The 12,911-nt window shown below is 61.4% G+C and carries 11 protein-coding genes and 1 pseudogene; 8 read left to right on the plus strand and 4 right to left on the minus strand.

Translation table 11 applies throughout. The features are described 5' to 3' along the window. Positions 1-48 precede the first annotated feature (48 nt). Positions 49-1,713, plus strand: coding sequence for a putative bifunctional diguanylate cyclase/phosphodiesterase (locus GIV35_RS02900; RefSeq protein ID WP_057975303.1), 1,665 nt, complete (start codon positions 49-51; stop codon positions 1,711-1,713). Positions 1,714-1,838: 125 nt separating this feature from the next. On the opposite strand, the gene GIV35_RS02905 is transcribed toward GIV35_RS02900, so the two are convergent. After that, positions 1,839-3,242: a NorM family multidrug efflux MATE transporter gene (locus GIV35_RS02905; protein ID WP_236264203.1), complete on the minus strand. Its 1,404-nt coding sequence runs from the start codon at positions 3,240-3,242 to the stop codon at positions 1,839-1,841. A gap of 152 nt (positions 3,243-3,394) precedes the next feature. On the opposite strand from GIV35_RS02905, the gene GIV35_RS02910 reads away from it, so the two are divergent. From GIV35_RS02910 to GIV35_RS27430, 3 genes and pseudogenes are all read left to right on the plus strand, one after another. Beyond that, on the plus strand, positions 3,395-4,315 hold the full coding sequence (locus tag GIV35_RS02910; RefSeq protein WP_014720465.1) for a LysR substrate-binding domain-containing protein: 921 nt from the start codon (positions 3,395-3,397) through the stop codon (positions 4,313-4,315). A gap of 176 nt (positions 4,316-4,491) precedes the next feature. Further along, positions 4,492-5,565 (plus strand): annotated as a pseudogene (locus GIV35_RS27425) (Cache 3/Cache 2 fusion domain-containing protein); the annotation flags it as partial. 180 nt (positions 5,566-5,745) lie between these two features. After that, entirely contained in the window at positions 5,746-6,468 is a 723-nt protein-coding gene (locus tag GIV35_RS27430; protein WP_430962202.1) for a methyl-accepting chemotaxis protein, read from the plus strand. A 3-nt stretch (positions 6,469-6,471) separates the two neighbouring features. Here the strand turns inward: GIV35_RS27430 and GIV35_RS02920 are convergent, their stop codons facing one another. After that, a complete protein-coding gene (locus tag GIV35_RS02920; protein ID WP_236264205.1) occupies positions 6,472-7,386 on the minus strand; it encodes an ABC transporter six-transmembrane domain-containing protein in 915 nt (304 codons plus the stop codon). Positions 7,387-7,497: 111 nt separating this feature from the next. On the opposite strand from GIV35_RS02920, the gene GIV35_RS02925 reads away from it, so the two are divergent. Beyond that, positions 7,498-8,073, plus strand: coding sequence for a TetR/AcrR family transcriptional regulator (locus GIV35_RS02925; RefSeq protein ID WP_236264207.1), 576 nt, complete (start codon positions 7,498-7,500; stop codon positions 8,071-8,073). Positions 8,074-8,079: 6 nt separating this feature from the next. Here the strand turns inward: GIV35_RS02925 and GIV35_RS02930 are convergent, their stop codons facing one another. Then, positions 8,080-9,576 carry a YifB family Mg chelatase-like AAA ATPase gene (locus GIV35_RS02930; protein WP_236264209.1) on the minus strand — a complete coding sequence of 499 codons (1,497 nt, stop codon included), beginning with the start codon at positions 9,574-9,576 and terminating at the stop codon, positions 8,080-8,082. A gap of 214 nt (positions 9,577-9,790) precedes the next feature. Further along, positions 9,791-10,054, minus strand: a complete 264-nt coding sequence (locus GIV35_RS02935) for an accessory factor UbiK family protein (protein ID WP_034129057.1) — start codon at positions 10,052-10,054, stop codon at positions 9,791-9,793. 422 nt (positions 10,055-10,476) lie between these two features. Here GIV35_RS02935 and glnK point away from each other — a divergent pair, with 422 nt between their 5' ends. From glnK to GIV35_RS02950, 3 genes are all read left to right on the plus strand, one after another. Further along, positions 10,477-10,815 (plus strand): P-II family nitrogen regulator, encoded by a 339-nt coding sequence (glnK, locus tag GIV35_RS02940; protein ID WP_002555808.1) that lies wholly within the window; start codon positions 10,477-10,479, stop codon positions 10,813-10,815. 34 nt (positions 10,816-10,849) lie between these two features. Continuing rightward, complete coding sequence (locus tag GIV35_RS02945) at positions 10,850-12,187, plus strand: ammonium transporter (RefSeq protein WP_020302863.1); 1,338 nt, start codon at positions 10,850-10,852, stop codon at positions 12,185-12,187. A 209-nt stretch (positions 12,188-12,396) separates the two neighbouring features. After that, positions 12,397-12,822 carry a secondary thiamine-phosphate synthase enzyme YjbQ gene (locus tag GIV35_RS02950; protein ID WP_034129056.1) on the plus strand — a complete coding sequence of 142 codons (426 nt, stop codon included), beginning with the start codon at positions 12,397-12,399 and terminating at the stop codon, positions 12,820-12,822. The last annotated feature ends 89 nt before the right edge of the window (positions 12,823-12,911 follow it).

The raw sequence follows: 12,911 nt of genomic DNA on the forward strand, positions 1-12,911 counted from the left end.
GTCATAATGGCACCGCTAATGAAATTTTGCAGAGTCTAGGGAGTTAGCGTGTCTACGCCTGTCGAACCCTTGCGTTTGCTGCTGCTGGCCGATGAGCCCGAGTGGGCAGCGTTGTTGCGCGAGTGCCTGGCGCCGATGGGCGAAGGGGCTGTGCTGATCAGTGCGCCCAACTGGGACTCGGTAAGCCGCCTGTTCGATGACGACCAGGGTGCTGTGTTATTGACCACGCCCAGCCTGCAGCCCGGCCCCGGCCGGTGCAGCCTGCCGTGTGTATTGCTGCTGGAGCAGGAGCCACTGGTGTCGCCGCTGGGTGTCAGCGATTGGTTGGTGTTGGATGCATTGGACGCCGACACATTGCGCCGCTGCCTGCGCCATGTGCGCGAGCGCGGCGTGCTGGAAAACACCTTGCAGCGCCTGGCCGAGCAAGACCCGCTCACCGGTATTGCCAACCGTCAGGGCTTCCAGACCTTGCTGGCCGCCCGGCTGGCAGAAAACGAAGGCCGTGGCCTGGCCCTCGGTCATCTGGACCTGGACAATTTTCGTCATGCCAACGATGCCCTCGGCCATCAGGCGGGCGACCGTTTGATCCTGCAAGTGGTGTCGCGGCTCAAGAGCCAGCTCGAAGCCGGGGACCAACTGGCGCGCCTGGGCAGCGATGAGTTTGCCTTGTTGATCGATACCCGCCGGGCGCCCCAGCGCGCCGAATGGATGGCCGAGCGCATCACCGAAGTGATGGCCGAACCCTATTGGGTGGATGGCGAAAGCCTGTTGATCGGTTGCAGCCTGGGCATGGCCCATGCTCGAGCCCGCGCTGGCGCCGACCCGTTGATGTGGCATGCCCATATCGCCATGCAGCAGGCTAAAAGCACCCAGGGCTGTACCTTTCATATCTTCAATGAACGCATCAACCGCAACGCGCGCAGCCTGGCCGACCTGGAAAGTGAACTGCGCCGGGCCTTGCGTCGCGATGAGTTGGAGCTGCATTACCAGCCGCGACTGGACCTGGACGACGGTCATATCGTTGGCCTCGAAGCTCTGGTGCGCTGGCGCCACGGTGAGCGCGGCTTGTTGCCGCCTAGCGAATTCGTGCCGCTGGCCGAACAGAGTGGTCTGATCGTGCCATTGGGCTACTGGGTGATCTCCCGAGCCCTGCGCGACATGCAAGACCTGCGTGAACGCGGCCTGCCGCCGCTGCACATGGCGGTCAACCTGTCGTTTCGCCAGTTCCAGGACAGTCAGTTGCTGTCCACTCTCAGCCGCCTGATTGCCGAGCGCGGCGTGGAAGCGCAATGGCTGGAGTTCGAATTGACCGAAACCGCCGTGATGCGCCGCAGCGACCTGGTCAAGCAGACCATGGACGCCCTTGGCCGGCTGGGTGTGCGGTTTTCCCTGGATGACTTCGGCACCGGTTTTTCGTCGTTTGTGCACCTCAACAGCCTGCCGATTGCCTTGTTGAAGATCGACAAGAGCTTTGTCGGCGGCATGGAAGAGCGCGAAGAAAACCGCAAGCTGGTGCACGCCATGATCAACCTGGCCCACAACCTCAACCTGGAAGTGGTCGCCGAAGGCGTGGAAACCCCTGAGCAGCTTGAGCTTTTGCGCTTGTTTGGGTGCGACCAGGTCCAGGGTTACCTGATCAGCAAGCCGTTGCCGCTGCCAGAGCTGGTGGAATACCTGATGTTCGGGCAAAGCCAGCAGGCGCTGTTGGGTTAAGCCTTCAAAGTGGTTCAAATGAGGGAGCTGGCTTGCCTGCGATAGCGGTCGTTCAGCTAATAATGATTAGCCTGACACACCGCTATCGCAGGCAAGCCAGCTCCCACATGGGCCGCGTGCACTCGCTAGTCCGGCACGGCCGCTCGGAATCCAACAGGAGTATCCGGCTCCTGCCGAATCATCCGCTTCATCTTCGCCTCAAACGCCCAGGTCAGGCTCACCGCCGCACACGCCAGGCCCAGTGCCAGGCCCCACCAGACGCCTGTTGGCCCCCAGCCCAGGGTGAACGCCATCAACCAGGCTGACGGTGCGCCAATCAGCCAATAGCAACCCAGGCCCACCAGGAAGGTGGTCTTGGCGTCCTTCAAGCCACGGATACAACCCATGGCGATGGTCTGCACGCCATCGAACAATTCAAACCAGGCGGCGACGGCCAGCAGGCTCACCGCCAGCACGATGACGTCATGGAACGCCGGGTCGTCATGGTCGAGGAACAATCCGATCAGTGGGTCGGAAAACAGCCACAGTACCGCCGCAAACCCCAACATCACCATGGCGCCGAATCCTATGCCCACTCGTCCGGCCAGGCGTGCCTGCAGCAACTGCCCGGCGCCGTAATGCTGGCCGATGCGCATGGTCACCGCGTAGGACATCCCCGCCGGCACCATGAAGGCCACCGAGACAATCTGCAGGGCGATCTGGTGCGCCGCCAACTGCGTGCTGCCCATGGTGCCCATGCACAACGCCGCAAAGGCAAACAACCCGACCTCTACCGCATAGGTGCCGCCAATCGGCAGGCCCAGGCGCCACAGCTCGCGCAGGTAGTGGGTATTCAGGCGCAGCAGGCCGGTGCCCAGCGGGTAGGCGGCGTAGGCGCGGTTGCTGCGGATGTACCACATCAGTGCCAGCGCCATGCCATTGGCGACGATGGCGGTCACCAGGCCGATGCCCATCAGGCCCAGTTTCGGCAGGCCGAACATGCCTTCGATCAGTGCATGGTTGAGCAGGTAATTGACCACGGTGCCGCACAGGCTGATCACCATCACCGGGGTGGCCTTGCCGATTGCGCTGGTAAAGCCGCGCAGGGCCATGAAGCTCAGGTAGCCGGGCAGGGCAAAGGGCAGGATCGTCAGGAATTGCCCGGCCGCATGCACGTTGGTTTCGGTCTGGCCGAACATCAGCAGCACCGGCTTCAAGTTCCATAACAGCAACGCCGCCGCCAGGGCCATCAACCACGCCAGCCACAGCCCGGCCTGGGTCAGGCGAGTAGCGCCGTCGATATCGCCCGCGCCATGGCGAATGGCGACCAGGGTGCCCACGGCTGCGATCACGCCGATGCAGAAGATCGCCACGAACGAATAGCTCGCCGCGCCCAGGCCTCCGCCGGCCAGTGCCTCGGGGCTCAAGCGCGCCATCATCAAGGTATCGGTCAGCACCATCAGCATGTGCGCCAACTGTGAGGCAATCAACGGCCCCGATAGCCGCAGAATGGCCCAGAGTTCGGTACGTGCCGGATGTTGCATGATCATCACACTCGAATGGTCAGGAAGGTGGGGAAGGGTTGATTCTCGGCGCATTCAGCGCATTGCACAAAAGGATAAAAGCGATCGTTAGCATGATTAAAACTCATGTATGAGCGATTCTGGTAGGGTTTCCAGATTGCGCAGTCGGAGCTTTCAGCATGTCTCGTCGTCTTCCTCCTCTTTATGCCTTGCGGGCATTTGAAGCCGCCTCCCGCCACCACTCGTTTACCCGCGCGGCTGAGGAATTGTCGATTACCCAGAGTGCGATCAGCCGGCATATCCGTACGCTCGAAGATTATTTCGCCTGCCGATTGTTCCAGCGCAGCGGTCGCACTTTGCAGCTCACGGAAGCAGCGCGTTTGTTGCTGCCTGGCGTACGGGAAGGCTTCGCTGCCCTGGAGCGTGCTTGCCATACCTTGAATGCCGAAGATGACATCCTGCGTATGAAGGCGCCGTCAACCTTGACCATGCGCTGGCTGCTGGCGCGGTTGAGTCGCTTCCGCGCATTGCAGCCAGGCAATGAGGTGCAACTCACCAGTGCGTGGATGAGCATTGATGAAGTGGACTTCAACCAAGAGCCATTCGACTGCGCGGTGTTGCTCAGCAACGGGCACTTTCCGGCGGACTGGGAGGCCAGTTATCTGTTTGCGGAAATGCTTATCCCGGTGGGAGCCCCCAATCTTTTGGACGACGGTCCCTGGGACGTGACGCGGCTGGCAACCGCCGAACTGCTGCACCCGACGCCTGACCGCCGCGACTGGCGTTACTGGCTGCAGCGCATGGGGTTGTCATCTCACGTTTCACTCAAGGGTGGGCAGGTGTTCGACACGCTTGAACTGGGCATGATAGCCGCCGCCCGAGGCTATGGCGTCTCCATGGGTGATTTGTTGATGGTGGCCGAAGACGTGGCGCAGGGACGCTTGAGCCTGCCGTGGCCTACGGCGGTCGCCAGTGGGGAAAGCTACTACCTGGTGTGGCCGAAAACCCGTCCGGGTGGCGAACGTTTGCGACGGTTGGCGGAATTTCTTCAAGGTGAAGTCAAGGCAATGGAGTTGCCTCAGGTTGAACGCCTCGATTGAGTAGGGCCGGACCGTTTGTGCAATCGTTTGCGGGATACCCCTGTGATTCGCTCAAGTATTGCCAAATGCCGCCGAAGAAAGGTGTTGGAACCCTCGTGCACTACCGTTTCCCACTAGATAATTTGCCGAGCAGCGCTATGAGATCAGGATGATCCTGGCCTCGGCCAGGAGCTGTCATGTCTCAACCTCGTGCCCGGATTGCCTCCCAGTTAGGCCTTGCACTCGCCGTGATTCTGGCTGTCGTGATCAGCGGCAGTACGGTCTTCGCCCTTCGTACCCTCGACTCCGCCAACCTCGCCACCCGCGAGGAACACTTGGCCAGCGAGGCGCGTTTGCTCGCCGACCAACTCAACACCTTCCACAGCACCTTGCGTGAAAGCACCCAGCGTTTGAGCGGGCTGTTTGAAAAGCGCTTCGGCGCCGGCTTGAGTGTGCGTGCGGACCAGCCCGTGGCCGTGGCCGGCGTGCAGACGCCGAGCCTCTACCTGGGCAATGAGGTGCTGAACAATAACTTCGAAGAGGTGGATGAGTTCAAGCAGATGTCCGGTGGCGTGGCCACGGTGTTCGTGCGCAGCGGCGACGACTTTATCCGTGTAAGCACCTCCCTGACCAAGCAGGACGGCAATCGCGCCATTGGCACCGTGCTCGACCGTCAGGGCGCGGCCTACCAGCGCGTTGTGAGCGGCCAGACCTACATCGGCCGTGCCGTGTTGTTCGACCGCTCCTACATGACCCAATACAGCCCCGTACGTGACAGCAGTGGGCAGGTCATCGCCGTGCTGTTCATCGGTTTCGATTACACCGATGCCCAGAACGCCCAGTTTGAAAACCTCAAGCGCTTCCGTATCGGCCAGACCGGCTCCCTCGCGCTGCTGGATGAGCAAAAGCACTGGCTGGTGCCGCCGGCTGGCGTGCAAGCGCCGGATCAGGCGATTGCCGTGATGCTCGACCTGGCGAAAAAGCCGGGTGCTGGCCGTTTCTGGAGCGACAAGAACGAAGATTTCTATAGCGTCTCGGTGCCGTTCGAAGGCGGCCCTTGGGCGGTGGTAGCGAGCATGCCCAAGGCTGAGATTCGCGCAGTGACCTGGGAAGTCGGCATCCGCCTGGTGGTGGGCAGTGTGCTGGCGATGTTGCTGGCAGTGGGCGCCACGGTGTGGCTGTTGCGCAGCAAGCTGGCGCCATTGAGCGAGCTGGTGCGTCAGGCCCAGGCCCTGGGCGCGGGCGATTTGAGTGCGCGGCTCAATGTGTCCAGCCATGACGAAATCGGCCAGCTGGCGCGTAGTTTCAACCAGATGGGTGAGGCGCTGTCGACCATGGTGTCGCATATCCGTACCGCCGCCGAACAGGTCAACAGCCGCGCCCAGGCGCTGTCGGGCTTGTCCGGCGGTGCCTATGAAGGCATGGAGCAGCAGTCCGGCGAGATCACCAGCATGGCCGGTGCGGTGGAAGAGTTCAGTGCTACCTCGCTGAACATTGCCGACAACATGGGCAACACCGAGCGCCTGGCTCAAGAGAATGCCCAGCAAACCCGTATCGGCCGCAGCTCGATGCAAGAGGCGTCATCGTCCCTGGAACATATCGCCACTGCGCTGAACAGCACCGCTGCCGTGATCAACACCCTGGGCCAGCGTTCCCAGGAAATCGGCGGGATCGTCGGCGTGATTACCGCCATCGCCGAACAGACCAACCTGCTGGCGCTCAACGCCGCCATCGAGGCTGCGCGCGCCGGCGAGCAAGGCCGTGGCTTCGCCGTGGTCGCCGACGAAGTGCGCAACCTGGCTTCGCGCACCCGCCAGGCCACCGATGAAATCTCCGGCATGATCCAGAGCATCCAGCAGGAAACCGGCAACGCCATCAGCACCATGGAGCACGGCAATGCGCTGATGCAGGAAGGCCTGTCGCGCAACGCCGACGTGGCCTCGGCCCTGGCGCGTATCGACGAGCAAAGCCGCTCGGCCGGCCAGCAATTTGCTGCGATCACCACCGCCACCCAGGAACAGAGCAGCACCGCGACCTTGCTCAGCAGCAACCTGCAGAGCATTGCGCTGGCCAACAGCGAGCAGCGTGAAGTGGTGTCCAACCTGGCAGTTACCGCCAAGGAACTGGAGACCTTGGCGGCAGGCTTGCGTCATGAGGTGGATCGGTTTCGTTGAGGCTCAGGCCTCCCCAAGCCCTGGGTCTACGCGCTTGCCAATGTCCTTGAGCCGCGCCAGTTGGTCGACCATGCCTGGCGCTTCGTCCAGGCTGGTGACGAAGGTCCACAGATAGGTCATGACGGCGTAGATGTGGCCGGCCTTCACCGCTGGGGACATGGCCAATTGGCTGATCGCAACCACGAACAGTAAGGCCGCGGTCATGCCGATAAACAGGAACGCCGCAGCCTCGCGGTCTGAAAGCCAGATGCGCAGGCGTGACAGCAACTGGTAGTGACGTCGCAGGGTCGGCGCGCCGACTTTTTCGACCAGACCAATTTCTTTCTCCAGGCGATTATTCAGGCGCTCGTGTAGTTCCTGATTGCGCCGTGCAAAGCGTGGCAACAAGGTGATGCACAGCAGCAGCGCGGCCAGGCAGGCCATACCTACCCACGGCTCAATCACGATCAGCATCACTGCCGCGCCCACAATCGACACCAACGCCGTGGCGATGATAGGCACGTGCTTTTCAAAGAAGTCGACAAACTCCCTAGCAAGTACTACCCGTGCCGCCGATTTCGAGGTGCTGTGGTTCTGTTGGCGCTGGTTGAGAATGACCGGCACCGCAAGGTCCGCGTAGATGCGCGTGAACGTACGGGTGTCCAGCGCCCGTCGCGCCGCCCCAACGGCCCAGAACGCCATGACCACGGCGGCATAGAACAACGCACTGGTGGCATCGCCGCGGATAATCGAATCCACCGCGAACCCGGCAAACAGCGGGTAGGCCAACAACAGTGCGTTCTCCAGCGCCACCAGCGACAAGGTGCAAGACAGCTTGCCGGGATAGGCTCTGGCAATAGCCTTGAGGGTTTGGCTGGCAGACTGCTGGCCGATTTTCTTGCTTTCTTCTATCAGAATTTGTGGGGTGACGGATGTCATGGGTGCACCAGAGGAGTAATAGACGCTATTATTGAGCGACTGCTCAAGTATCCTTGAGCGATCGCTCAAAAAGCAAGTCCCGCTTATCTGCTTGTGCTCGAAGGAATTGCCATGTCGCGTACCGACCGTAAAGACCAGATCATCGCCGCCGCCCTGGAGCTGTTTCGCAGCAAGGGTTTCGCCGATGTATCCACCCGTGACCTCGCCGAACATGCCGGCTTGTCGCGCAGTCATGTCTATCACTACTTCAGCGACTGGAATGAACTGCGCCGCGAAGCCTTCGTACGCTTTGCCAATGAGCAACTGGATGAAGTGCGCGAGCCGTTGGCCGATGCGCCACCGCTGGAGGCGTTCGTGGGTTTTTTGCGCGACTGCCTGCCCAGCACCGCTGATGCCGGCTGGGCGCTGTGGCTCGACGCCTGGGACGAGGCTATGCACGACGCGCAAATGGCTCAGGCTTATCTGGTGATCAACGCCCAATGGCAAAGCATGCTTGCCGAGGTGATCGAGCGGGGCGTTGCCGATGGCGTCTTTCGCTGCGAGTCGTCTCAACGCGCTGCACGGCAGATCTTCGCCCTGGCGATGGGCTATGCCGATGACCTGATGCTCAAGCCTTCCGCAGAGTCCGCAGAAGCGGTGCTGCAAGACGTGTTGGAAGTGGCGAGGCTGCTGCTGGATTTTGCCTGACAAGTGCTAGCCATTTGCGGCTGGTCGGTACTGCAACGCCTCCGCCAAATGATGGCGGGCGATGCCTTCCACTTGCTCAAGGTCCGCCAGGGTGCGAGCCACCTTGAGCAATCGATGGGCTGCGCGCAGTGATAATGTCAGCCGCTCACACGCGCTTTCCAGCCAGATTTCATCGGCTTTGGCCAACTGGCAGTGTTCGCGCAGCCGGGGCAGATCGAGGAATGCATTGGCGCAACCCTGGCGTTGGTGCTGGCGTTCCCGGGCTTGCGCCACCTGAGCGGACGCTTGCGCGGTGGTATCACCGGCTTGTTGGGCGGGGCTCAGCGCAGTGACTTCTCGCGCGACTGTCAGGTGCAAATCAATCCGGTCCAGCAGCGGCCCGGAGAGCTTGTTGCGATAGCGCTGGATCTGTTCCGGCGTACACCGGCAACGCCCACTGGGTTCGCCCATGTAGCCGCAAGGGCAGGGGTTCATTGCCGCGACCAGTTGAAAGCGCGCCGGGAAGCTCACCCGGTCACGGGCTCGGGAGATCACGATGTGCCCCGACTCCAATGGCTCGCGCAGCACCTCCAGTACCTTGCGATCGAACTCTGGCAGTTCATCCAGGAACAACACCCCGTGATGAGCCAGGGTGATTTCCCCCGGTTGTGGCTTCGAGCCGCCACCCACCAGCGCCGGCCCGGATGCCGAGTGGTGCGGCTGGCGAAACGGGCGGTTTGGCCAATGGCTCAGCGGTGCCAGGCTGACCACGGATTGGATTGCGGCCACTTCCAGCGCTTCCTGCTCGCTCAACGGCGGCAGCAAGCCCGGTAGCCGGCTGGCCAGTAAAGTCTTGCCGGTGCCCGGTGGTCCGCTGAACAACAGGTTATGCGCGCCCGCCGCCGCGATCAGCAATGCTCGCTTGGCCGCGAGTTGGCCCTGTACTTCACTCAGGTCCGGGTAAGGTTTGTTCAGGTACAGCAAACCGTCGGACGCGTAGGGCTCAATCGGTACATGCCCATTCAGGTGCGCCACCACTTGCAGCAAGTGATCCACCGCAATCACCTTCAACCCCGACGCCAGGCACGCCTCCTCGGCATTGGCGCGCGGCACTATCACGGTGCGCCCGGCCTTGCGCGCCGCCAGCGCGGCCGGCAACACCCCCTTCACCGCGCGCACCTCGCCGGACAGCGCCAATTCCCCAAGGCATTCCACGTCATCGAGCATCAACGCCGGCACTTGCACACTGGCTGCCAGGATGCCCAGGGCGATCGCCAGATCAAAACGCCCGCCGTCCTTGGGCAGGTCGGCAGGCGCGAGATTGAGCGTGATGCGGCGGGCCGGATATTGCAGCGCCGAGTTGAGGATGGCGCTGCGCACGCGATCCTTGCTTTCCTTCACTGCAGTTTCGGGCAAACCCACCAGAGTGAGAGACGGCAGGCCATTGGCCATGTGCACCTCGACGGTGACGGCGGGGGCTTCTACACCCACCTGAGCGCGGCTGTGGACGATGGCGAGGGACATGCTCGTTCCTTGAATGGGAGGGCCGCTTCCTGCGGTTTTTTCAAGGGTAGACGAGGTGGGATGGAGCGGGGCGGGGAGGTTTTACAGAACGTATCCGCGCGGCAGCGCAAAACAAGTGTGGGAGCTGGCTTGCCTGCGATGGCGGTGTGTCAGCAAAGAATCATCTGCTGATAAACCGCCATCGCAGGCAAGCCAGCTCCCACAACAATCGCGTTCACTCAGCAGAAGGTGGCGCCAACCGTGCTTCAAGTTCAGCCACCTTCGCCTCCAGGCTCTCCAGCCGCGCACGTGTGCGCGCCAGCACCACCATCTGGCTGTCAAACTCTTCCCGGCTGACCAGGTCGAGCTTGCTGAAACCACTCTGTAGCAAAGCCTTGAACTGGCTTTCGATTTCATTGCGGGGCAGCGGAGTGTCGCCGCTGAACAGGCGAGAGGCGTGGCCGCTCAGGGCGTCGAGGAAGTCTTTGGGCGCGAGCATTGGACATATTCCGGAAAACAGTTGGCCGGCAGTGTACCACGCAGCGTCTATAGTCATTTTCACGCCCCGCTGCGCACGGTTTTCGCGCATTGGGGCGGGCGGCTGCGCACTGTTTTGATGCGCATTGCGGCCGCGCAGGCGCCCCGTAGGTGGGCATAAGCGGGCAAAGGATTGATTTCGGTGGTTTTTACGGAGCTGGCAAGGTTTCTGCTTAGACGATCATGACCCATGCACTGATGCAGTCGCTGTGACGAATGCAGTGCGCCGACGGATCCGGGTACAGGGCTCGTCACCAGTGGTTCGCTGGCGTCGCGACGGCAAATGCCGAGGCGACGATGCGTTACAAAGCCAGGCACTGCGCTTAGACTTGAGACGGGTTTGTTTTCCTGGGGCAAGTCCACCAAATTCGGGAGAGAGTTTTCATGAAGCTAGTCACTGCCATCATCAAGCCGTTCAAGTTGGACGATGTACGCGAGTCACTGTCCGAGATCGGCGTGCAGGGCATTACCGTTACTGAGGTCAAGGGCTTCGGTCGGCAGAAGGGTCATACCGAGCTGTATCGCGGCGCGGAATACGTGGTCGATTTCCTGCCGAAGGTGAAGATCGATGTCGCCATTGACGACAAGGATCTTGACCGGGTTATCGAGGCGATAACCAAGGCGGCCAACACCGGCAAGATCGGTGACGGCAAGATCTTCGTGGTCAATCTGGAACAGGCTATTCGCATCCGTACCGGCGAAACCGATACCGACGCAATCTAAGCCGCCAAACCCCAACGCCCCAGGAGAAAACAATATGACTCTGCGTAAATTCGCAGGGCTCGGAGCCCTGCTGTCCATCGTAATGCCAAGCCTGGCCATGGCGGCAGATGAAGTGGCTGCTCCAGTCCTCAATTCCGGCGACACCGCCTGGATGCTTACCGCCACCGCGCTGGTGCTGTTCATGACCATCCCTGGCCTGGCGCTGTTCTACGGCGGCATGGTCCGCTCCAAGAATATTCTGTCGGTGATGATGCAGTGTTTCGCCATCACTGGCCTGATCAGCATCCTGTGGGTCGTCTACGGCTACAGCATCGCGTTCGATACCACCGGTATGGAACAAGGTGTGGTCAACTTCAATTCCTTCTTCGGCGGCATGGGCAAGGCGTTCCTGGCGGGTGTCACCCCGGCCAGCATCACCGGGCCGGCGGCGCTGTTTCCGGAAGCCGTGTTCATCACCTTCCAGATGACCTTTGCCATCATTACTCCGGCGCTGATCGTCGGTGCTTTCGCTGAGCGTATGAAGTTCTCCGCGATGCTGATCTTCATGGCTATCTGGTTCACCCTGGTCTATGCGCCGATTGCGCACATGGTCTGGAGCGGCAATGGCGGCCTGATGTGGGACTGGGGTGTGCTGGACTTCGCTGGCGGCACCGTTGTGCACATCAACGCAGGTGTGGCTGGCCTGGTGGCGTGCATCGTGCTCGGCAAGCGCAAAGGTTTCCCCACCACCCCGATGGCCCCGCATAACCTGGGCTATACCCTGGTGGGCGCGGCCATGCTGTGGATCGGCTGGTTTGGCTTCAACGCCGGTTCCGCTGCGGCGGCCAACGGCACCGCGGGCATGGCGATGCTGGTAACTCAAATCGCTACCGCAGCTGCGGCCCTGGGCTGGATGTTTGCCGAGTGGATCACCCACGGCAAGCCAAGCGCACTGGGTATCGCCTCGGGCGTGGTCGCCGGCCTCGTCGCCGTGACACCAGCGGCTGGCACCGTGGGCCCGATGGGCGCCCTGGTGATTGGTCTGGTCGCCGGTGTGGTGTGCTTCTTCTGCGCGACCAGCCTCAAGCGCAAGCTGGGTTATGACGACTCCCTGGACGCTTTCGGCGTGCACGGTATTGGCGGTATCGTCGGTGCGATCCTCACCGGTGTGTTCGCAGCTCCTGCTCTGGGCGGCTTCGGCACCGTGACCGACATCGCGGCCCAGGTCTGGATCCAGTGCAAAGGCGTGGGCTTCACCGTGATCTACACGGCGATTGTGACCTACGTCATCCTCAAGGTGCTCGACATGGTCATGGGCCTGCGTGTCACCGAAGAAGAAGAGGCGGTCGGCCTCGACCTGGCGCAACACAACGAGCGCGGCTACAACTTGTAACTACGCGAAAAAAACATGCCCGGCTTGCCGGGCATTTTTTTGCCCGGCGTTTGTCTGTGGCTAAAGGTGCATGGGTTTTTTATCGACTTTGTGATGGGATCCACACTGCACTTTTAAGGGTGCAAATGTCTTACAGGCATGAAGGCGTATTAGGCACTTTGTTTTTTCCCAGAGCGCGCTAGAATGCGCGCCGATGGGCGGAGAACTGTATGTGGCAACAGACCCTGATTACCCTGCGGGCCAAGCCCCGGGGCTTTCACTTGGTAACGGACGAGTTGCTTGCCGGCTTGCCTGAATTGAGGGCGTGCCGTGTGGGCCTGTTGCATCTGTGGCTGCAGCACACCTCGGCCTCGTTGACCGTCAACGAGAATGCCGACCCGGCGGTTCGCCGTGACTTCGAGCGTTTTTTCAACCTGCTGGTGCCACAAGGTCGCGCAGGGTTTGAACATAACGACGAAGGTCCGGATGATCTGCCGGCGCACTTCAAGGCCAGTCTGCTGGGTTGCCAGCTGAGTTTGCCGGTCAAGGCCGGCCGCTTGGCGATAGGGACCTGGCAAGGTGTTTATCTGGGCGAGCACCGTGATCATGGCGGTGCTCGTAAAGTCCTCGCCACCTTGCATGGTGAAGGGGCGTAAGCCACTGGTGATCCAGTGGATGTTGATTTTTTTCCGGCAACCTCGACAGAGGGTGAAGCTGGGCTATAACTAATCTGCTTTTCGCAAGT

Source organism: Pseudomonas sp. PA-1-6B (genome assembly GCF_021609545.1).
Taxonomy (GTDB): domain Bacteria; phylum Pseudomonadota; class Gammaproteobacteria; order Pseudomonadales; family Pseudomonadaceae; genus Aquipseudomonas; species Aquipseudomonas fluorescens_BV.